Source organism: Propionibacterium ruminifibrarum (genome assembly GCF_900289195.1).
Taxonomy (GTDB): domain Bacteria; phylum Actinomycetota; class Actinomycetes; order Propionibacteriales; family Propionibacteriaceae; genus Propionibacterium; species Propionibacterium ruminifibrarum.
This window is the reverse complement of sequence record NZ_OMOH01000003.1, coordinates 44,058-65,100: the sequence shown is the minus strand read 5'-3', so window position 1 is coordinate 65,100 and position 21,043 is coordinate 44,058. Positions and strand designations below refer to the sequence as shown.

The following is a 21,043-nucleotide window of genomic DNA, read 5'->3' as shown; positions in this document are numbered from 1 at the left end:
CGTCACCTGATCCGGGTCTCAGCCCGGCCGCTCAGGGGCGGAGCCGGGCCTGATTGGTCCCACGCCAGACCCTGGAACGCCTCGGCAGCTGGTCGTGCCGGGCCGGCCACACCGGTGTCGGCGCCCTGGTCTATAGGTCGCGTCCCGCCGGCGAGCCCGCGGTGGCGAGGAAACCGTCGGGGTCCTCGTAGCCGGCCGTGGCGAAGGCCTCGCGCACGGCGCCCGCCACGGCACGGACGCGGCTGATCGGCACGATGGCCAGAACGCAGCCGCCGAAACCGCCGCCGACCAGGCGCGCGCCCCAGGCGCCCGCCTCGATGGCCGTCTCGACCGCCAGGTCGATCTGCGGCAGGCTCACCTCGAGGTCGTCGCGCATCGAGACGTGGGCGGCCGTCATGCCCGCGGCGACGGCCCGCCAGTCGCCTGCCTCGAGGTCGTCTGCCATCTTGACGGCGCGGGCGTTCTCGGTGACGACGTGGCGCAGCCGCCTGAACAGCGTCTCATCGTTCAGCCTGGCCTCGGCGGCGGGCAGGTCATCGACACCCACCCTGCGCAGCAGGTCGACGTCGAGCAGCGCGGCGACCCGGTCGCACTCGGCGTGGCGGTCGCCGAAGTGCCCGGACGACAGCGAGTGCCTGGTCCTCGTGTCGAGGATGAGGACCCCCACGCCGCCGTGCACCGGATCGTACGGCACCGGCCGCAGCGTCTGGTTCATGAAGTCGATGAGCAGGGCGTGGCCCTTCACGCCGCGCAGCGCCGAGGTCTGGTCGACGCCGCCGGTGGGGGCCAGCGCGATCTCGTTCTCGGCGGTCTGGCAGTGGCGTGCCAGTTGGGCGCGCCCCGCGTCGTCGGCGAGCAGCCCCAGGCCGAACAGGTCGCTGGCGGCGGCGGCCACCGAGCACTCGAGGGCTGCCGAGCTCGACAGGCCGGCGCCGATGAGCAGGTCGGAGCCGATGAGCAGGTCTGCGCCGCGCACCGGAAGACCGGCCCGCCTCAGCGCCCACAGGACGCCGGCGGCGTAGGAGCCCCACCCGCCGGGGTTGCCGGCGCCCACCTCGTCGAGGTCCACGTCGACCTCGCCGGAAACGTCCAGGGAGGTCATGCGGAGACGGTCGTCGTCGCGGGCGGCGGCAGCCACCCAGGTGCGCCGGTCCAGCGGTACCGGCAGGCAGAAGCCGCCGTTGTAGTCGGTGTGCTCGCCCATCAGGTTGAACCGCCCGGGCGCCGACCACACGCCGGCGGGGACGTATCCGAAGCGTTCCCGGAACCTGTCGGCGAGGCTGCGTGGGGTGCTCATGCGCGCCTCCCCGTGCCGAAGAGGGAGCGGACTATCTCGCGCCCGGCCGAGCGGGCGAACTGTTTGAAGGCGGAGGACTCGACGACCTTCTCGACGACCGATTTCTCCTGGCGGGCCCGGCCGGCGGCGGCCCGGGGCACTCCTCCGGGGGACCCGGGTGGCTCCGGTTGCGCGGCCTCGGCCTGGGCGGCCCGGGCCCCGGCGGCGAGCTTGGCGGCAAGGATCTCCTGGGCGGACTCCCGGTTGACCGGCTGCGCGTACCGGGCGTACTGCGCGCTGGCCTGGACCATCTGGTCGATGGCCCCCGCCGGGGCGGCACCCATCTGCGAGACGGGCGCGAAGACGCGTGTCCAGGCGACCTCGGTGGGGGCGCCGTCGGGGTTCATCACGGTGACGACGGCCTGGCCCGTGCCCAGGCCCTGGAGCGCCCTGTCGAGGTCGTAGCCGCTCTCCGGGTAGGTGTTGACGACGGCCTTGAGGGCCTTCGCCTCGTTCGGGGTGTGCGCGCGGAGCTGGTGCTGGACCCTGCTGCCGAGCTGGGCGAGCACCTGCTCGGGCAGGTCGGTGGGCTGCTGCGTGATGAAGAAGACGCCGACGCCCTTGGACCGTACGAGACGAACCGTCTGGGTGATCTGCTCGCAGAACGCCTTCGAGGCGCCGTCGAAGAGCAGGTGGGCCTCGTCGAAGAAGAAGACGAGGCGGGGCCTGTCGACGTCGCCGACCTCGGGCAGGTCGTGGTAGAGGTCGGCGAGCAGCCACATGAGGAAGGTGCTGAACAGCGCCGGACGGTCCTGGACGTTCGGCAGTTCGAGCACCGAGACGATGCCGCGGCCGTCGGCGTCGGTGCGCAGCAGGTCGGCGGTGTCGAACTCCGGTTCCCCGAAGAAGACGTCGCCGCCCTGGGAGGCGAGTTCGGTGATCTTGCGCAGGACGACGCCGGCGGTGGCGGTGGAGACACCCCCGATGTTCTTGAGTTCCGGCTTCCCCTCGTCGCCGGTGAGGTACTTCAGCAGCTCGCTCAGGTCCGCCAGGTCGAGCAGTGGCAGGCCGGCCTTGTCGGCGTATGCGAAGACCAGGCTGAGGGTGGAGGACTGGGTGTCGTTGAGACCGAGCACCTTGCTCAGCAGCAGGGGCCCGAAGGCGCTGACGGTGGCGCGCAGCGGGATGCCCGAACCCTGGCCGCCGAGGGCGTAGAACTCGGCCGGGGCCGCCTTGGGCTCCCAGGCCTGGCCGTTGGCCGCGGTACGGGCGGCGAGCTTGTCACTCGCGACGCCGGGCAGCGCGATACCGGACAGGTCGCCCTTGACGTCGGCGGCGAGGACCGGGATGCCGGCCGAGCTGAGCGACTCGGCGAGCAGCTGCAGGGTGATCGTCTTGCCGGTGCCGGTCGCCCCGGCGATGAGGCCGTGCCGGGTGAGCATGCTCAGCGGGATACGGATGCGCGTGTCGGGGACGGGCTCACCGCCGTTGTCGAGGACGCCCAGGTCGATGGCGGGTTCGGTGAAGGCGTAGCTCTCCCGGATCGTGGCCACCTGCTCGGCGGACAACTGCTGGTCAACCATGGCACCTAGCCTCTCACACGCGACTCCGCGATGCCGGGGGCTTCGCCGGGTCCGAGCGAGCCTCGGCGGCCCGGTTCTCAGGCCTGCTCGACGGCTCGCACATCGGGGACCCGGCGGCGCAGCTGCGCCTCGAGACGCTGCGTCATCGTGACGACGGCCGCCGGGCAGCCGCGGCAGGCGCCGTGCATGCGCACCCGCACGACGCCGTCGTGGGCGTCGACGAGTTCGATGGCGCCGCCGTGGGCGGTGGCGATCCGGCCGACCGGGCCGTCGATGAGTTCGCGGGCGCACCACCGCAGGGTCTCGTCGGCGTCCAGCCGCCGCGCGCCCGGGCCGGGGAGCCAGTCGGCGACCGAGCCCAGGGCCGTCCCGAGCGCGGCGCGGACCCGCGGGCCGAGTTCACGCCAGGAGCGGCCCGGGGCTGCCGTGGTGAGCACGGCGCCCGGGGTGACGGTGACGGCCTCGAGGTCACCGCCCAGCAGCCCGTCGAGCCCGGGCGCCGAGGCCAGCGGGCCGGTGAAGGGCAGCTCGGTCCCGTGGACCACCCAGCGCAGCACGGCGGGATCGTCGGTGCGCTCGGGGTGGGTGACGGCCCCGGGCGGCCGGCGTCCCGGCCGGGCGTCCGCAGGCCGGGAGACGCGGCGCAGATGGTCCCTGATGGCTCGCATACCGCGCCCCTCAGGTGATGAGCAGGGTGACGGCACGTCCGAGGAAGGCCATCACCCAGGCGAGGACGAACATGTAGCCGAAGGCGATACTGGGCCATCTCCAGCCCCCCGTCTCGCGTCGCATGATCGCCACGGTGGACATGCACTGCAGGGCGAAGGCGAAGAAGAGGAGAAGGGCGACGGTCGTGGCCGGGGTGAACACCTTCTCGCCGGCGCGCGGGCCGTCGGTGTAGGTCCAGCCGTCGAGGCCCTGCGCCACCTCGCTGTCGTCCTCCGGGTCGAGGGCCGAGGCCATCTGCCCGAGAGTGGAGACGGACACCTCGCGGGCGGCCAGTGAGCCGAGCAGGGCCACGTCGATGCGCCAGTCGAAGCCGAGCGGTTCGAAGACGGGTTCGATCGCCTTGCCGATGGCCGCGGCGGCCGAGTGCTCCATCGTGTAGGCGGTGACGGCCACCTCGTCGCCGGGGTCGACCCCGGCTGCCGCCAGCTCCGCGTCGCCGCGGAGCGGAATCGTCGTGAGCGCCCAGATGGCGATCGTCGTGGCGAGGATGATCGTGCCGGCCTTGCGGAGGAAGGCCTTGGTCGGCTCCCACATGGCGATGCCGACCGAGCGGGGGGTGGGGATGCGGTAGGGCGGCATCTCCATGTAGAACGGCAGGACCCCGTCGTGCCGGCCGGTGATGCGTTTGACGACGGCCGACGCGGTGAGGGCCGAGACGCCGCCGAGCAGGTAGAGCAGGAACATGGCCACGCCGCGGCCGCTGAACGGGCCGACCCGGGTGCCGTCGGGGATGAGGATGCCCACGAGCAGGATGTACACGGGCAGCCGGGCCGAGCAGGTGGCCAGCGGCACGCCGAGCATCGTGGCGATGCGGTCGCGGCTGTTCGGCAGGGTGCGGGTGGCCATGACGCCGGGGATGGCGCAGGCGAAGCTCGACAGCACGGCGACGAAGGCGCGGCCCTCGAGCCCGAAGCGGCTCATGAGGCGGTCCATGAGGAAGGCGGCCCGGGACATGTAGCCCACCGCGTCGAGCAGGGCGAGGATGAAGTACATCATGACGATCTGGGGCACGAAGACGAGCACGCCGCCGACCCCGCCGAGCAGGCCGTCCGAGACGAACGAGGACAGCAGCGGGTTCCCGATGTGCTCTGCGGCCAGCCCGGCCAGCCAGCCGAAGAAGTCCTCGACCCCGTCCTGCAGGGGTGCCGCCCAGGTGAAGATCGCCTGGAAGAAGCCGAACATGACGGCGAAGAAGATGACCGTGCCGAGCACCGGGTGCAGCAGCACGCGGTCGATGCGCTCGGTGCGCGCGTCCGCGCGCGGATCCTCGTAGCCGCCGGCGGCGAGCACGGAATCGACCCAGCCGGCCAGTTCGGCGGTGTCGGTGGGCGGGTCGACCGGCGGCACCGACCAGTCGCGCCAGCCGGTGATGAGTTCGCGCAGCTCACCGATCCCGATGCCCCGGTTGGCCACGACGGTCACGACCGGCACGCCGAGGGCCCGGCCCAGCGCCTCGGTGTCGATCGACCCGCCGCGGCGGGTCAGCTCGTCGCTCATGGTGAGGACGAGTGCGGTGGGCATGTGCCGCTGCACGACCTCGGCGAACAGGAGCAGGGAGCGGCGCAGGGCAGTGGAGTCCGCCACGACGAGCAGGCCGTCGGGCGCGCCGATGCCCTTGACCCCGCCGTCCAGCAGCTCGGCGACGAGCCGCTCATCGGGCGAGATCGGGCTGAGCGAGTAGGTGCCGGGCAGGTCCTCGATGCTGTACTCGGCGCCACCGATGCGGGCCACGCCGGCCGACCGCGAGACGGTGACCCCCGGGTAGTTGCCGGTCTTGGCGTGCAGGCCGGTGAGCCGATTGAAGACCGAGGTCTTGCCGCCGTTCGGCGAACCGATGAGGGCGATGCGGGGGCTCCCACCGCCGGAATCGGCCGAGCCGGCGTGCGCGTGGTGGCTGAGGGCTGAGGACATGGGCGATCATCCTGCAGGGTTGAGTCGTGGCGGGGAGGGCGGTCAGGCGCCCGTCCGCACGTGAATCATGGCGGCCTGCTCGGCGCGGAGGCACATGTGCACGTCGCAGACCCGGAAGACAATGGGCCCGGCCCAGAAGGCACGCCGCACGTAGGCGATCTCACGGCCCTCGCAGAAGCCGAGCAGGCGCAACCGGTGCTGCACCGAGTGGTCGAGGTCCGGGTCGACGTACGAGATGGTTCCGGTGTCGCCCGGGCCGAGCGCCGTCAGCGGGACGACCCCGTCCAGACGGGGACGCCGGTCGGTCGTCGTGACTGCTGACACTGCAGACCTCCTCGCATACGAGTACCCACCGGGAGCGGGCGTCACTTCGAGGATAATTCCAGGCAAGCCTTCACTATGCAAATCGCCGGGCGATTCGGGGCGATACCGGTGGCGCCCCGATCCGCTCCGGGCAGTGGGATCGCCTCCGAGAGCACGGCACCCGACCCGTTGTCGGGCCCGGGTTTCGTCTGCCCGACCGATTCGTCAATGGTCTGCAGCTGGCCGATACGCGCGCGACGCGGGTACCGTCAAGAACATGAGCCCGTCCCGCACGGTGACCACGCCGCTGTCCGCCCCCGAGGAGCAGCGGCGGTGGCGGAGCCGCGTCCTTCCGGCCCTGCGGGGCACGGTGCTCGACGTCGGCGCGGGATCAGGGGTCTGTGGTGCGACGCTCGACCCGAACGTCCAGTGGCTGGCCCTGGAGCCCAGGCCCCGGCGGCGTCTGGTCGCCGCCGTTCGCTCCCGCCCCCACTCCCGGATTCTCGACGCCCCGGCCGAGCAGGTCCCGTTGGAGGACGCCAGCATCGACGCCGTCATCTGCTCCACCGCCCTGTGCTCGGTCGCCGACCCGGACCGTGCCCTGGCCGAGATCCACCGGGTGCTGCGCCCCCATGGCGGATTCGTGTTCTTCGAGCACGTCGCGGCCGCGCCCGGCACGGCCGCCCGCCGCGTGCAAGGACTCGCCGGCCCCTTCACCCGATGCCTGGACCACGGGTGCGATCCGTGCCGGGACACGGCCACCCACATCCGTCGGGCGGGTTTCGCGTCCGTTGAACTCGAGACGCTGCGCACCGGCGGTCTCGTGGGCCGACTCGTCCCCGTCATCCGGGGGCGGGCACTGCGCTAGTGACATCGGTGGTCGAGGAACGCCGGGCAGGCGCCAGACCCCGTGACCTCGGTATCCGCGTGAGCGGCGTGGCCGGCAGGAACGGCCACACCGCAGCCGCCCGGAGGCGGGCCGATCCGCCGGGGTGTGGGTCCGGTTCGATCAACAGGAGCCGGCCCGCATCCGACCAGGCTCAACCCCGGGCGGGACCTGAGGCACTACCGACCCCGGTGCGTCTATGATCGACCAAGGCACTGCACCGCGCGTCGTCGGTCCACAGATGCGCGCAGCAGGCAGCTGGTGCAGGCGCGCATGCGCCGTGGCGGCGCAAGACGTGGTGGCGTGAGAGAGGCAGTCCCATGCGCAAGTGGTACACACCCGTGATCCTGGTTGTGCTGCTGGGCTTCGTCATCTTCGCCGGCTGGTGGGGCGTGCGCATGGTGACCCGGCCGCTCGGGCCGACGAGCGTGTGCGAGACCACCTCGCTGATGGTCCTGCGCACCGACCAGGTGCAGGTGCGGGTCTACAACGCCGGCACCGTCAAGGGCCAGGCCACGACGATCGCCTCCCAGATGGAGGACGTCGGTTTCATCATCAACACCACCGGCAACACCGATGACGACGACTACACGGGCACGACCATCATCGGCGCCTCGGGAGACGATCCGCAGGTGCAGCTCGTCGCCTCGTTCTTCCCCGGCGCAGTGATCGACACCGACAACCGTCAGAACGGCCTTGTCGACGTCATCCTCACCGACGACCTGGGGCAGGGCTTCAACGCCGACGCCGACACCACCATCGACGTCCCCTCGGGCCGGGTCTGTCTGCCGGTCGCGCAGACCAGCGCCACGGCCAGTTCCTGAGCCACCGCCGCGCCAGTCGCGGGTCCGCTCGCCCGCGAGACCCTCAGGAGGAGGGCCGCGGCCTTCTCGTCCACCCGGCCAGCCTGCCGTGTCGGCCGACGGCGAGCAGCCTCGCCTCGACCTTCGCCCGCTGGTCGGCGGGCGTGACGACGAGGATCTGGTCGCCCGTCTCGAGGGCCGTGTCGCCGTCGGGCGAGAAGGACTCGTCGCCGCGCATGACGAGCGCGACGATCGCATTGCGCGGCAGGCGCAGCTCGAGCACCCGCACGCCGGCCAGGTGGGAGCCCTCGGGAATGTTGACGGCCAGCAGGTCGGCTCGGCGTTCGTCGAAGGGGGCCACCTCGATGTCGACGTCGGTGGCGGCGCGCGGGTCGACGAGACCGAGCCGCTTGGCCACCCACGGCAGGGTCGGCGCCTGGAGCGCGGTGAAGATGACGACGAAGACGACGACGATGTCGAACAGCACGTCCGAGCCGGGCATGCCCGCCGCCAGCGGGACGGTCGCCAGGATGATCGGTATCGCGCCGCGCAGACCCGCCCAGCTCATGAAGGCCTGCCGGCGCCACCCGGCGCCGAACCAGACCGTGCCGACGTAGACGGCCAGGGGCCGGGCGAGGAAGGTCAGGACGAGACCGAGGGTGAGGCCGACGCCGATGTCGCGCCAGTCGATCGTCGAGGGGTGGACGAGCAGCCCGAGCATGACGAACAGGCCGATCTGGGCGACCCAGCCGATGCCTTCGGCGAAGGATCTGGTGGCATGCCGGTGCGGCAGCTGCCCGTTGCCCAGGACGACGGCGCACACGTAGACGGCGGCGAATGCGGAGCCGTGGATGAGTTCACCCAGGCCGTAGGTGACGAGGGCCCAGCACATGACGGCCAGCGGGTACAGACCGGAGTTCGACAGCGACAGCCGCCGCAGGCACTGCACGCCGATCCAACCCATGACCAGGCCGGCGACGACGCCGATGGCCAGTTCGCCGGCGACCTTCCCGGCCAGGCCGAGCATGCCGCCCGACGGGTAGTGGCCCATCGCCAGGTCGGTGCCGGCGATGACCAGCAGGACGGTCGGGGCGTCGTTGAAGCCGGACTCCGTCTCGAGGGCGGCGCGCACCCTGGGCGGCAGCGACACCCCGCGGAGCACGGAGAAGACGGCCGCCGCGTCGGTGGGGGCCACGACGGCGCCGAGCAGGAAGGCGACGGCGCGCGGCAGCCCCAGGACGAAGTATCCGAACAGGCCGACGACGGCGATGGTCACCAGTGAACCGACGATGGCCAGGGACAGGCCGATGCCGAGCACGGGTTTCATCTGGTCCCAGGACGTCGTGAGGCCGCCCTCGATGAGGATGAGGGCGAGCGCGATGAAGCCCAGGTCGTACGCCAGTGCGGCATCGTCGAAGTGGATGCCGAACCCGGCGTTCCCCAGGACGACACCGACGAGCAGGAACAGGAGCAGGGCCGGCAGGCCGGCGCGCGTGCCCAGCCGGGCGGCGGCGATCGCCACGAGCGCCACGGCGGCAGCGACGAGCAGTGTCAGATCCGCTGCTCCCATGGAGCTCCTCTCGTGCCGTTGGTCAACTGGACGGCCCCTGGACGATACCGAGGGCCTGTGCGTAGGTCATGTCGTCGGTGATGGCGCGCATCGGGCGGGTCGGCCGGTCGTCCTCGTCGTCCTCGGGGACAGCACGGCGGGCCCGGCGGGGCCGTTCCCCACCCGGATCGGCCCGGTCCCCCGTCTGCTCCACTCCGCGGGATGCCCGCTGGGGGGCTGTTTCCTCGGTGGTGACGACGGTGCTGGAGGCCTTGTCGCCGTAGAGCCAGGCGGCGTCCTCCTCGGCCGTGGCCCGGCGGGCGTTGACCGGCCAGCCGATGGGCTCGGGGGTGCCGAGCACGGCGTCATCGGCGGCCGCGTCCGCGCCGGGATGAGTCAGCCGCGGCCAGCCGATGGGCTCGGTGGCCTCGATGACGTCCTCGGCGTCGAGAATCCTCGTCTCCTCGGCCCGGTCGGAACGGGGATCGTCCTGGCCTTGCGCCTCGGACTCGCGGCGTGGGGCGTCGGGCTCGGCGGCACGGTCCGGCGCGGGCCCGACCGGATCGGATTCGGCGGCCGCCCGCGCCGCGACGCCGGTCAGGCTCATGGCGGTGGCGCCGGACTTGAAGGCACCGATCGTGTTGATCTCGTCCGGGCTCGCCTTGCGCCCGGCCTCAAGGCCGATCGAGGCGAGCGCGCGGGCGAGGTTCTCGGCCTGCGAGCGCCTGACCGGGGCGAGATAGCTTCGTTCGGGGACGACGGTGGTCTCGGTGTAGCCCTGCGAGCGTTTCAACGCGGCCTCCTTCACCGGCCGCACCCACAGGGTCGGGTGTTTGGCGGCGATGACGCCGCCGTGCGCGATGCTCGCCCGGTCGATGGACCACGGCGAGTGGCCCTCGTTGCGCACCCCGTCCTCGTCGACGACGACATGGAAGGTGATGGGCCGCAGCATGAGGATGGCGATGACGATCTCGAGCACGGCCATGACGAGCCAGATGATGGACGTCCTCGGCGTGCCGAACCGGAACCAGACCATGGCGATGACGACGAGCACGACGGCGACGACCACGGAGAAGATGCCGACGGGCAGCGAACGCCGTGTCGTGACGCGGGACTCAGCCAGTGCCATACGGTCCGCCTCCAAACTATCAATGACTAGTACGGGAACGCCCTGATCAGCCCCGGAGACACCCCATCTCGGCGCGAGCCGAACCCCCCACCGGCTCAGCCGGGCAGGACCCGTGACGAAAGTTTACCGGAAACCCCCAATTCATAAGGTCATTCGACCTCCGGGGCGCCACGGGGCGGCAGCCCGTCTCTCCCCTTATCCCCGCAGAGACGAGGAGGACCATGGCCGTGTTCGAGGAGTTGCTCTCCCACACCGGCACTGCCCGGCCGGGGCCGCTGGCCAGAGCGAGCGGGTGCAAGCCGGCCCCGCCGCATGACGACGAATCCGTCGTCCACGACGCCCTGGCGCGACGACGGGCGTCCGCGTCACGCACCATGAGGACCTGCTGCCGCGGGCACTCGACACATCCTGCGGCTCGCGTCCTTCACCGACCCGACCGCGACACCCCGGGATGCCACAGCCGATGGAAAACCCCTGGCCAAGAACCAGGTACTGGCACTGACCAGGGGTTTTCGCCTCTTCGGCGTGGCGGTGACGGAGGGATTTGAACCCTCGGTGGCTTGCACCACACTCGCTTTCGAGGCGAGCTCTTTCGGCCGCTCAGACACGTCACCGTCAAGAACTGTACCGATCCGGACGCCTCCGGCTCAAATCTTGAGGCGGGAACGCCGCTCAGCGCCGGTCGGCGAAGAACTCGTCCAGGGCCGCCGTACAGGCCTGCGCCATGATGCCGCTGACGACCCGCGGGCGGTGGTTCAGTCGCGGATCGCGCACGACGTCGAAGAGCGAGGCCACCGCCCCGGCCTTCGGGTCGAACGCGCCGAAGACGAGCGTCCCCACCCTCGCCGCGACGGCGGCGCCGGCGCACATCGTGCAGGGCTCGAGGGTGACGACGAGCGTGCAGTCGTCCAGCCGCCAGCGCCCGAGGGCCCGGGCCGCGGCACGCAGGGCGAGCACCTCGGCGTGGCCGATCGGGTCGGTGTCACGCTCCCTCCGGTTGCCGGCGACGGCGACGACGGACCCGTCCCGGTCGAGGACCACGGCACCGACCGGGACGTCGCCGGCGGCCCCGGCCTCCCGCGCCGCCACGAGGGCCGCGCCCATGGCGGCGTCCCAACGGCTCATCGCCGCCCCCGGTGCGCCGGGCTCACAGATGGATGACGCGGTCGAACTGCGGCGCGAACTTGATCTTCACGACGACGCGGTGCGCCAGCTCGCCGGAGTCCTCGTCGAGATCATCGAGGATGTTCTCCATGTCGAGCTCCGAGACGCCCTGGTCGGCCAGGATGTCGAGGTCGCCGACGGACTCGGAGTCCTCGTCCTCATCGGGCACGTCGAGCCCCAGGAAGTCGACGACATCGCGGGCCAGCGGCCAGTCGTTGCTCGCCAGGGAATCCGACAGCAGCACCTGCACCTGACGGCCCCGGCACCGGCAGATCACGAAGAACTCGCCGTTGACGCTGACGATGCCGGTGGCCCCGGTGTCCCCGGGCAGGCGACGCAACTGGGCGATCAGTTCGTCGAGATCGTTGGCGCAGGAATCGGGCAACGGCATGACGACGGGGGCGCCGTCCTCGCGGTAGAGGGCCGCCACGAAATCGATCTCGTCGGAGGTGGCGTCCTCGTAGTCGTCCTCGTCGTCATCGTCCTCGTCATCGTCGGGGTCGAAGTCCTCGTCCTCCCCGTCGTCGTCATCATCGTCGTCGAGGTCGTCGTAGTCGTCGGAGATCACACCGCGGTCGGCGTCCTCGCGGTCGTCGAGACTGTCGAACTCCTCGGCGTCCTCGTCGTCGAAATCCTTCGTCGTGTCGTCAGCCATGTCGACCTCCTCTATGACCGTCCACCGCTTCGTTCTCTCCGGTTTCTCCATCCGGCACCGGTGCCCCACTCACCGAGTACCCCAAGTGTATGGGACACTCGGGGCCGTGGAACTGCGTGTTGTTGATCATCCCCTGGTCGCTCACAAGCTCACTCACCTGCGCGAGGAGAGCACCCCGAGCCCGACCTTCCGCCTGCTCGTCGCCGAGCTCGTCACGCTGCTGGCCTACGAGGCCACGCGCCAGGTGCGGGTCGCCCCGGTCGAGATCACCACCCCGGTGGCCCCCACGACGGGCACCAAACTGAGTGAGAAGCCGCTGGCCGTGCCGATCCTGCGCGCCGGTCTGGGCATGCTCGAGGGCTTCACCCGCCTGCTGCCGACCGCCGAGGTGGGCTTCGTCGGCATGGCCCGCGACGAGAGGACGCTCAAACCCACCACCTACGCCGAACGCCTGCCGCACGACCTGTCCGGCCGCCAGTGCTACGTCCTCGACCCGATGCTCGCCACCGGCGGCTCGCTGGCCGGCTGCGTGAACTTCCTGGCCGAGCGGGGCGCGGACGACGTCACCTGCATCTGCATCCTGGCCGCGCCCGAGGGAATCGAGCGGGTCCGCGCCCTCGTGGACGAGGCGGGCATCGCCTGCACGCTCGTCGTGGCCTCGATCGACGAGCGGCTCAACGAGCGCGGCTACATCGTGCCGGGCCTGGGCGACGCCGGCGACCGGCTCTACGGGCTGGCCGAGTAGACCCGGCCCGCCGGCCCCTGCCTGGCCGATCTCCTTCGGCGGGTGGATCCGGGCCGAACGCGTCGGTCCGTAGTCTTGCCGTGTGAAGATCATCAAGCGCCTGACCGACTGGTTCGGGCTGCACCCGATGGCGGGCGACTCGATCGGGGCCTTCTTCCTGGCCCAGCTCGCCCTGACCAACACCCTTGGTTTCCTCGTCGACCCCACCGCCGAGGACGACTACCTCTTCATGTTCCCCGACACCGGCCTCAACCAGTTCCTCATGACCGTCTGGGGCCTGGCCTACGCGGTGCCGCTCATCTGGCGCCGCACCCGGCCGGCACTGGCCTGCACCCTGCTCGTCATCCCCCACCTGGTGCAACTCGCCATCATGCCGAACCTCATGGTGCCGAACATCCACGTGCCCATCATGCTGTTCGCCATCGCCGCCTACGGCAGCGACCGGGCGCGCAAACTGTGGCTGCTGCTCGGCATCGCCGCAGCGATGGCCGCGGCCATCAGCTGGACCTACGGAATCCCCGTGGACCTCGAGTACCCGACCAACCGGATGCAGGCCGTGGGGTTCTCCTTCGTCGTCCTGTCGATCGTGGTCTTCGCCAGCTGGCTGCTCGGGGCCTTCACCCGCGAACGCGTCACCACGATCCGCACCCTCAAGGACCGCGCCGACGCCGTCGCCGCCGAACGGGACCGGTTCGCCCAGCTGGCCGCCGAGCAGGAACGCTCACGCATCGCCCGCGAGATGCACGACGTGGTCGCCCACTCCCTGAGCGTCATCGTGGTGCAGACCGACGGCGCCGTCTATGCGCTCGACCAGCCCGGGGACGACGCGGCGAAACTAGGCCTGGCCCATGCTGCCCTGGAGCGCATCGCCGCCACCTCCCGCGAGGCGCTGCGTGAGACCCGTGAGCTCGTCGGCGTGCTGCGCGAGGGGGAGGCCCCGGAGATGGCCCCCCAGCCGGGGCTGGACGAGGTCGAGGCACTCATCGCGTCGACCAGGGCCTCCGGGATGGGTGTCGACTACGCCGTCGACGGCTCGCCCGCCCTGCACGCCCCCCTCGGCCCGGGCCGGGAGGCGGCCGCCTACCGCATCATCCAGGAATCGTTGACGAATGTCATCAAGCACGCCGGGCCGGGCGCGCACGCCTGGGTGCACCTCAGCCACACCGGCGAGGGACTGACGATCAGCGTCCGCGACGACGGCCTCGGTGTCGCCGAGAATGACGGGCACGGCCACGGACTCATTGGAATGCGTGAGCGTGTCGCGCCCTATGGCGGTACGCTCACGGCACGGCCGCGTCTGGACGGCGGCTTCGAGGTGCTCGCGACCATCCCGTCCGGCGAGGCCACCGAGATGACCAGCCGGCTGTCCGACAGCGCCCCTGACGGGGACACCCCGACCCTGATGACCCGCATCACCGATCTGACGAGGAAGAACGCATGAAACCCACCATCACGCTGCTGCTGGCCGACGACCAGGAGATGGTCCGTGTCGGTTTCCGCATGGTGCTCGACGCGCAGCAGGACATGACGGTGATCGGCGAGGTCGGTGACGGCCGGCAGGCGGTCGACGCCGTCGTCGACGCGGCCCCGGAGGACCGCCCCGACATCGTCCTCATGGACATCCGCATGCCGCACCTGAACGGGGTGGCGGCGACCGAGGCGATCACCGCCGCGACCGATACGAAGGTGCTCGTGCTGACCACCTTCGACCTGGACGAGTACGTCTACTCCGCCCTGCAGGCCGGGGCCTCCGGGTTCCTGCTCAAGGACGCCGGGCCGGCCGAACTGCTGGCCGCCATCCGCGCCGTCGCCTCGGGCGAGGCCGTCGTGGCGCCGAGCGCGACCCGCCGCTTGCTGGAACGCTTCGTCCCCACGCTGCCGAAGGCGGGACAGACCAGTACCGCCCGGGAACGACTCGAGGTGCTCACCGAGCGTGAACGCGAGGTGCTGACGCTCGTCGGCCAGGGGCTCAACAACTCCGAGATCGCGGCCAAGCTCTTCCTGGGCGAGGCCACCGTCAAGACCCATGTCGGCCACATCCTCGCCAAGCTGGGGCTGCGCGACCGGGTGCACATGGTCGTCTTCGCCTACGACGCCGGGATGGTGCACCCGCAGGGCTGAGACCGGCCGGGCACGGCGACGGCCGCCCCGTCACCGGCCCGGGCAGCTGATGCGTTGTAGGGCCCGGGCCGGCGGGCCGGCCGCCGATGTCAGCGCGCACCAGCCCGGAGCGGGCCGGGGCGGGACACGGGAGGGCACCCGGGGCGGCCCGCCCGGTCAGTGCCCGAGCGGCTCGGGGGTCGGAGCGGCAGGGCGCGCCGGGGCCTCCTCCGATCAGCCGATCCGCTCGCGTCGCATCCCCCCGCGGTAGGAGCCGCGAACCAACCTCGTGCCCGATGCGCAGGCAGGGCCGTCGCCGGGACGATGGAATCGTCGCGGCGAGTGATCCCCCTCGTCGCACCACGATTCGACGACGAGGAAAGAACATGACGACAACGATTGCTCAACCGCTGACGACCGCGGTCCGCACCGAGCAGCTCACCAAGATATACGGGCAGGGCGACACGCGTGTCGTGGCGCTCGACCACGTCAGCGTCGACTTCTGGCGGGGCGAGTTCACCGCGATCATGGGCCCTTCGGGATCCGGCAAGTCGACGCTCATGCACTGCGCCGCCGGCCTGGACACGCCCACCGAGGGGCGGGTGCTCATCGGCCAGGTCGACGCCACGGCCCTCAACGACAAGTCCCTCACCCTGCTGCGCAGGCGCCGGGTCGGCTTCATCTTCCAGTCGTTCAACCTGCTGCCGACGATGACGGCGCGCGAGAACATCCTGCTGCCGCTCAAACTGGCCCGCACCAAGCCCGACCCGGCCTGGTTCGACACGGTGATCGCCGTGCTCGGTCTGACCGACCGTCTCACGCACCGTCCCGGGGAGCTGTCCGGCGGCCAGGCCCAGCGCGTCGCGGCGGCCAGGGCACTCATCACCCGCCCCGACGTCATCTTCGCCGACGAGCCAACCGGCGCCCTCGACTCGTCCTCCAGCGACGAACTGCTCGACTTCCTGGCGCGCTGCGTCCACGAGCTCGGCCAGACCATCGTCATGGTCACCCACGACCCGCACGCCGCCGGCTACGCCGACCGGCTGCTGCAACTGGCCGACGGACGGATCATCGCCGACAAGCGCCTGCACGAGATCACCGGCCAGACCCCCCAGCGCCCGAGCCGGCCCGAGGGCGGTGAGCTCTGATGCTCCGCCAGCCCCGCCGACTGATCAGCGCCGGAATCGCCATCGCCCTGGGCGTGGCCTTCATGACCGCGACCCTGCTGTTCGGCTCCTCGCTCAGCGCCGCCGTCCGCGACCTCGCCGGAGGGCAGGTCGGTGACGCGGCAGCCGTCGTCACCGCGAACGAGAACGAGGACGCCACACCGATCGACCGGCAGGTCGTCGACGCCGTGGCCGCCGTCCCCGGGGTGGAGCGGACCCGCGCCCTCTATGAGAGCTGGGCGCAGCTCTCCCGCATGGGCGCCCAGACCCAAGTGGGCGTGAACAACCTGCCAGAACTCACCGAGAAGACCACCCTCGCCGAGGGCCGCCTGCCGCAGTCAGACGGTGAGGTCGCCGTGAGCACGCACCTGCGCGACAGTTACGCCATCGAACTGGGCGAGGAACTCACCACGCAGTCCTACCTGGACCAGCACCAGACCCAGTCGAAGGTCGTCGGGGTCATCGACCCGGGCAGCGATGCGGTCACCTCGCCCGACAGCGACTATCTGTTCGCCACCGACGACGGCGCCACCGCGATCACCGGCATCACCGGTTACAGCTCCATCATGGTCTTCGGCGAGGACCCCGAGGCCCTCAAGACCGCGATCGGCGACTCGGCGGCCATCAAGGACGGCGGTTTCACCGTCCGCACAGGCACCGAACAGGTCCAGCACCAGATCGACATGCTGGCCGGCGCGTCCCGGTCGATCACCAGCTTCCTGCTGATCTTCGCCGGTATCGCCCTGTTCGTCTCGGTGATCGTCATCGCCAACACCTTCTCGATCCTGGTCGCCCAGCGCGCCCGCCAGCTCGCCATGATGCGCTGCGTCGGCGCCACCAGGGGGCAGGTGTTCGCCACGGTGATCGGTGAGGCCCTCGTGCTCGGCGCGATCGGCTCGGCGGCCGGTCTGGCCTTCGGCGCAGGCCTCGCGTGGGTCTTCCTGCACTTCGGCCAGGGCCTGTTCAACACCGAGGTGACGTTCAGCGCCAGCACGGGTGCCTTCGTCGCCCCCTTCCTCATCGGTGTCGCCATCACGTTCCTCTCCTGCCTCGGCGCGGCCCGGCGGGCCACGGCGGTCGCCCCCCTGGCGGCCCTGCATCCCGAGCTGGCCACCGCCGAGACCAAGCGGCTCGGCCCCGTCCGCGGCATCCTCGGCGCCCTGCTGGTCCTGGCCGGCGCCGGCCTGCTCGTCACCGGCTGGCGCATGGCCGGTACCGGCGACGACGAGGCGCACATGACGGCGACCATCCTCACCGCGATGGCAGGCGCCATCCTGGCCTGGCTGGGTGTCATCGTTCTGGGACGAGGCCTCATCCCGGCGCTCGCCGCGGTCATCGGCTCGCCGCTCGGCCGCGCGAGCGCGCCCGGCGAGCTGGCGGTGGCGAACTCGCGCCGCAACCCGGGCCGTGCCGCGGCCACCGCGAACGCGCTGCTCGTCGGCGTCACACTCATCGGCACCCTCACGATCGGGGCGGCCTGCTCGCAGGCGACGGTCGACCATGAACTCGGCGACCACTACCCCCAGGACGCGATCATCGCCCCGACCGGCGAGATCAGCGACGGTGTCCTGCACCAGATCCGCGACACCGAGGACGTGACCGGCGCAGAACGCGTCACAACCGTCCACGCGCAGGCCTCGGGCGGGGACACGACGAAGGACGTGGATGTCATGGGCGTCTCGTACGCCGCGGCCCAGCTCTCGCGGGCCCCGCAGCGCTACGACGGGGTGGGCGATGGCGAGTTCCTCACCGATGACACCGATTTCGCCGACGGGCAGCGCGTCACGGTGAGCCAGGACGGCCGCAGCGTCGAACTGACCGCCCGGGTCTCCCCCACGTACGAGAGTGCACTGGTCGTCACCCCGGCGACCATGGCCCAGCTGGCGCCGGACGCCTCGACCATCGTCTGGGTGCGCTACGCCGACAAGGCCGACGCCCAGCACGTGACGAGCCAGCTCGGCCAGATCGAGCCCCTGAAGAACGCCTCGATCAACAGCGGGGCAGCCGAACGGGCCGTCTACCAGCAACTGATCGACATGGTGCTCATGGTGGCCATGGCGCTGCTCGCGATCGCCGTGCTCATCGCCGTGGTCGGTGTGGGCAACACGCTGAGCCTGTCGGTGCTGGAGCGCACCCAGGAGCTGGGGCTGCTGCGAGCCATGGGCATGACGAAAGGCCAGGTGCGGCAGATGGTCGGCCTGGAGTCGATGACCCTGGCGGCCGTGGCGACGGTCATCGGCCTGGGCCTCAGCGTCGTCTTCGGCATCGTCGGGGCGAGGGCACTGCTGGAGTCCCCCGACATCAGCCTGGTCGTCGACCTGCCGTGGTTGAGGCTCGCCCTCATCGTCGCGGTCGCCCTGCTCGCCGGCTGGCTGGCCTCGCTGGCACCCGCCTCGCGGGCGGTGAAGGTGACCCCCTCGGCCGCCCTGGCGACCGAATGACATGCCGGCCGCCGCGGTGAAGGGGGCCGCGGCGGCCGGCAGCAGCCGTGCCGGGCACGCCCTCCTTCCCGGCGTGTCCGGCACGGCGCGGGCCGGACGGCCGGCTCGCGCGCGGGCCCCGGGCAACGAGTCACGACGCCCGGGGCCCGCGCCCCGTCGGCCCGGCCGGTGTTTCTCCGGCGCGTTCCCGCCCGGCGCCGAGGGCATGCTTTTCCTGACAGGATCTGGCCGTTTCAGGCCGGAAAAACGCGGAAACGGCCAGATCCTGTTGGATTCGGCATCCCTGCCCACGCGTCGCGGGACACGCCGCAGCAGGCACCGGCAACGAACAGGCGCCCCCACGCAACCAGCACGAGGCACCTGACCCCGCCACATGACAGAAAACCCCACATCTCAGCCGATCGGCACGGATTCGAACCAGATGGGCCCGCCCAAACCATCCACGACCCCCAGTTCACTCAGCCCGCCGGCATCGGCGCGGTAGACGGTGGCGGTCTGGGCGAGTTCGCCGCCAGCGATCACCAGGTGCGGGCCGATGAGGCCGATGCCGCGCGGCTGGGGCTGGGTGTCCAGCTGGGCGAGCCGGGCGCCGAAACTGCCGTCGGGGTTGAGTGCGGCCATGGTGAGCGTTGAGGCGCGCCGCTCGGAGGCCACCGCCCAGCCGCCGTCCGGCGCGATGACCAGGTCGGCGGCCCAGATGCGCTGGTCGGACTCGTCAGCGGAGGGTTCCCGGCCGGGCGGCACGTAGACGCCGTGGCGCAGCCCGGCGCCGGGCGCGACGCAGCTCATCGTGCTGCCGCTCGGCGTGAGGGCCCCGGTGGTGTTGTCGCGGTGCATGTGCACGACGTTGCCGCCGAACTCCTCGGTGACGTAGAGCGAGGAGCCGTCGGGTGAGAAACGGATGTGCCGGGGCCCGGCCTCGTGATCGAGGGCGGCGCCGAGCCGCTGGTCCGGCACGAGCCCGCCGCTCGTGACACGGAACCCGACGAGGCGGTCCTCGCCGAGCAGGCTCATGTAGACGTGGCGGCCATCGGGGCTGGGGACGATGCAGTGCGGCTGGCGGCCGGTGCGGGTCACCTGCCAGGTGGAGGCGTCCACGAGCCCGTCGGCGCCCAGGCGTGCGCAGGCCAGCTCGCACTCGGCGTAGCTGACGGCCATGAGCAGGTCGCCGACGACGCTCATGTAGGTCTGGACGATCGGGCACCGGGCGGTGGCGACCGGGCTCGTCGCCTGGTCGGCGGCCCAGGACATGGTGGTGATGCTGTGCGGGTCACCGCCGTTGCCGACGTGCACGAGGGCGCGGGCCGCGTCGACGACGACGGGCATGGGCCGCGGACCGGTGGCCGTGCGTCCGGCGAGGTGCACCGAGCCGGACTCGTCGTCGACGAGGAGCGAGGTGAGGACGCCGTCGAGGCGTCCGGCGACGAAACACAGATAGGTGGCCATGTCCCAACGCTAAGGCCTGATCGGCCACTTATCCTCAATGGAGGCCGATAGCGTCTTATCGTCTTGTCAATGCGTAGAGTCGGGGTCACCGATCCGGGCTGCGCGCCCGCTCCAGCCACAGTGAGGTCCCGACCATGCACATCAGCCCCTTCGTCGCCGGCCTGCCCAAGGTCGAACTCCACCTGCACATCGAGGGCACCCTCGAACCGGAACTGAAGTTCGCCCTCGCCGAGCGCAACGGCATCGCGCTCGCCCACGACACCGTCGACCAGGTGCGCGCCTCGTACGACTTCGACGACCTGTCGTCCTTCCTGGACAGCTACTACGACGGCATGAACGTGCTGCGCACGGCCGAGGACTTCCACGACCTGGCCATGGCCTATCTCACGAGGGCCGCTTCGCAGAACGTGCGGTACGCCGAGATGTTCTTCGACCCGCAGGCCCACACCTGCCGCGGCATACCGTTCGACGTCGTGATCCAGGGCCTGCGTCGTGCCCAGCTCGAGGCCGAGCAGAACCTCGGTGTCCGTTCGGGCCTCATCATGTGCTTCCTGCGGGACTTCCAGCCCGAGTACGCCATGGCCACCCTGCTGGAGTCGCTGCCCTACCGCGCCTGGATCCTGGGCGTCGGCCTCGACTCCGACGAGACGGGCAATCCTCCCGGCGCGTTCGCCGAGGTGTTCGCCCGCGCCCGCCAGGAGGGCTATCTGCTGACCATGCACTGCGACGTCGACATCGCCGGCTCGATCGAGCACATCCGACAGGTCGTCGAGGACATCGGGGCCGCCCGCATCGACCACGGCACCAATGTGGTCGAGAACCCGGCCCTCGTCCAAACCCTGGTCGACAGGGGCATCGGCCTGACCTCCTGCCCCATCTCGAACACCTGGATCAGTGAGGGTTCCAAGATCGACGTGGTCAAGGACCTGGTCGGCAGGGGCGTCAAGGTCTGCATCAACTCCGACGATCCGGCCTACTTCGGCGGATACATCGCCGAGAACCTCCAGCTGGTCGCCGACGAGGGGGGCGTGGACGAGGCCTTCCTGGCCCTGCTGTGTCGCAACGCGGTCGACATCTCGTGGGCCCCGCTGGATCTCAAGGCCCAGTTGCGGGCCGAGATCGACGAGTACCTGGCCGGGGCCCGATGACCGGGCGAG

At 71.1% G+C, this 21,043-nt stretch carries 18 protein-coding genes and 1 tRNA gene; 8 read left to right on the top strand and 11 right to left on the bottom strand.

Translation table 11 applies throughout. The annotated features are described in order from the left end of the window. Nucleotides 1-130 precede the first annotated feature (130 nt). The 5 genes from PROPJV5_RS04000 to PROPJV5_RS03980 all read right to left on the bottom strand — a co-directional run bounded on the left by PROPJV5_RS04000 (nucleotide 131) and on the right by PROPJV5_RS03980 (nucleotide 5,823). Nucleotides 131-1,297 carry a galactokinase gene (locus tag PROPJV5_RS04000; protein ID WP_119715059.1) on the bottom strand — a complete coding sequence of 389 codons (1,167 nt, stop codon included), beginning with the start codon at nucleotides 1,295-1,297 and terminating at the stop codon, nucleotides 131-133. Then, entirely contained in the window at nucleotides 1,294-2,859 is a 1,566-nt protein-coding gene (locus tag PROPJV5_RS03995; protein ID WP_119715058.1) for a helicase HerA-like domain-containing protein, read from the bottom strand. The genes PROPJV5_RS04000 and PROPJV5_RS03995 overlap by 4 nt, the downstream gene beginning before the upstream one ends. Before the next feature lie 77 nt (nucleotides 2,860-2,936). Beyond that, a complete protein-coding gene (locus PROPJV5_RS03990) occupies nucleotides 2,937-3,527 on the bottom strand; it encodes a NifU family protein (protein ID WP_119715057.1) in 591 nt (196 codons plus the stop codon). Nucleotides 3,528-3,537: 10 nt separating this feature from the next. Then, nucleotides 3,538-5,424: a ferrous iron transporter B gene (gene feoB, locus PROPJV5_RS03985; protein ID WP_182858582.1), complete on the bottom strand. Its 1,887-nt coding sequence runs from the start codon at nucleotides 5,422-5,424 to the stop codon at nucleotides 3,538-3,540. Between the two features lie 117 nt (nucleotides 5,425-5,541). Beyond that, nucleotides 5,542-5,823 (bottom strand): FeoA family protein, encoded by a 282-nt coding sequence (locus PROPJV5_RS03980; protein ID WP_239018387.1) that lies wholly within the window; start codon nucleotides 5,821-5,823, stop codon nucleotides 5,542-5,544. A gap of 256 nt (nucleotides 5,824-6,079) precedes the next feature. On the opposite strand from PROPJV5_RS03980, the gene PROPJV5_RS12510 reads away from it, so the two are divergent. Continuing rightward, the gene (locus PROPJV5_RS12510) at nucleotides 6,080-6,670 is read left to right on the top strand and encodes a class I SAM-dependent methyltransferase (RefSeq protein ID WP_182858567.1); all 591 of its coding nucleotides are present in this window, start codon (nucleotides 6,080-6,082) and stop codon (nucleotides 6,668-6,670) included. A 338-nt stretch (nucleotides 6,671-7,008) separates the two neighbouring features. Beyond that, nucleotides 7,009-7,512: a LytR C-terminal domain-containing protein gene (locus PROPJV5_RS03970; RefSeq protein WP_119715054.1), complete on the top strand. Its 504-nt coding sequence runs from the start codon at nucleotides 7,009-7,011 to the stop codon at nucleotides 7,510-7,512. A gap of 43 nt (nucleotides 7,513-7,555) precedes the next feature. Here PROPJV5_RS03970 and PROPJV5_RS03965 read toward each other — a convergent pair whose 3' ends face one another. From PROPJV5_RS03965 to PROPJV5_RS03945, 5 genes are all read right to left on the bottom strand, one after another. Then, the gene (locus PROPJV5_RS03965) at nucleotides 7,556-9,061 is read right to left on the bottom strand and encodes a potassium/proton antiporter (protein WP_119715053.1); all 1,506 of its coding nucleotides are present in this window, start codon (nucleotides 9,059-9,061) and stop codon (nucleotides 7,556-7,558) included. 22 nt (nucleotides 9,062-9,083) lie between these two features. Continuing rightward, nucleotides 9,084-10,169 (bottom strand): hypothetical protein, encoded by a 1,086-nt coding sequence (locus PROPJV5_RS03960; protein WP_119715052.1) that lies wholly within the window; start codon nucleotides 10,167-10,169, stop codon nucleotides 9,084-9,086. Between the two features lie 526 nt (nucleotides 10,170-10,695). Next, nucleotides 10,696-10,783 (bottom strand) — tRNA-Ser (locus PROPJV5_RS03955). Between the two features lie 58 nt (nucleotides 10,784-10,841). Continuing rightward, nucleotides 10,842-11,273: a nucleoside deaminase gene (locus tag PROPJV5_RS03950; RefSeq protein WP_220474339.1), complete on the bottom strand. Its 432-nt coding sequence runs from the start codon at nucleotides 11,271-11,273 to the stop codon at nucleotides 10,842-10,844. A gap of 43 nt (nucleotides 11,274-11,316) precedes the next feature. Next, nucleotides 11,317-11,988, bottom strand: coding sequence for a tRNA adenosine deaminase-associated protein (locus PROPJV5_RS03945; protein WP_239018386.1), 672 nt, complete (start codon nucleotides 11,986-11,988; stop codon nucleotides 11,317-11,319). Between the two features lie 106 nt (nucleotides 11,989-12,094). On the opposite strand from PROPJV5_RS03945, the gene upp reads away from it, so the two are divergent. The 5 genes from upp (at nucleotide 12,095) to PROPJV5_RS03920 (ending at nucleotide 18,440) form a co-directional block, all read left to right on the top strand. Continuing rightward, a complete protein-coding gene (gene upp / locus PROPJV5_RS03940; RefSeq protein ID WP_119715049.1) occupies nucleotides 12,095-12,733 on the top strand; it encodes a uracil phosphoribosyltransferase in 639 nt (212 codons plus the stop codon). Nucleotides 12,734-12,815: 82 nt separating this feature from the next. Continuing rightward, nucleotides 12,816-14,174 carry a sensor histidine kinase gene (locus tag PROPJV5_RS03935; protein WP_119715048.1) on the top strand — a complete coding sequence of 453 codons (1,359 nt, stop codon included), beginning with the start codon at nucleotides 12,816-12,818 and terminating at the stop codon, nucleotides 14,172-14,174. Further along, nucleotides 14,171-14,854 carry a response regulator gene (locus PROPJV5_RS03930; protein WP_119715047.1) on the top strand — a complete coding sequence of 228 codons (684 nt, stop codon included), beginning with the start codon at nucleotides 14,171-14,173 and terminating at the stop codon, nucleotides 14,852-14,854. The genes PROPJV5_RS03935 and PROPJV5_RS03930 overlap by 4 nt, the downstream gene beginning before the upstream one ends. Nucleotides 14,855-15,129: 275 nt before the next feature. Further along, nucleotides 15,130-15,981 carry an ABC transporter ATP-binding protein gene (locus PROPJV5_RS03925; RefSeq protein WP_420812716.1) on the top strand — a complete coding sequence of 284 codons (852 nt, stop codon included), beginning with the start codon at nucleotides 15,130-15,132 and terminating at the stop codon, nucleotides 15,979-15,981. After that, the gene (locus tag PROPJV5_RS03920) at nucleotides 15,981-18,440 is read left to right on the top strand and encodes an ABC transporter permease (protein WP_119715045.1); all 2,460 of its coding nucleotides are present in this window, start codon (nucleotides 15,981-15,983) and stop codon (nucleotides 18,438-18,440) included. Before PROPJV5_RS03925 ends, PROPJV5_RS03920 begins: the two co-directional genes overlap by 1 nt. A 393-nt stretch (nucleotides 18,441-18,833) precedes the next feature. On the opposite strand, the gene PROPJV5_RS03915 is transcribed toward PROPJV5_RS03920, so the two are convergent. Beyond that, a complete protein-coding gene (locus PROPJV5_RS03915) occupies nucleotides 18,834-19,886 on the bottom strand; it encodes a lactonase family protein (RefSeq protein WP_119715044.1) in 1,053 nt (350 codons plus the stop codon). Nucleotides 19,887-20,020: 134 nt separating this feature from the next. Between PROPJV5_RS03915 and add the strand changes: the two genes are divergently transcribed. Continuing rightward, entirely contained in the window at nucleotides 20,021-21,034 is a 1,014-nt protein-coding gene (add, locus tag PROPJV5_RS03910) for an adenosine deaminase (protein WP_119715043.1), read from the top strand. The last annotated feature ends 9 nt before the right edge of the window (nucleotides 21,035-21,043 follow it).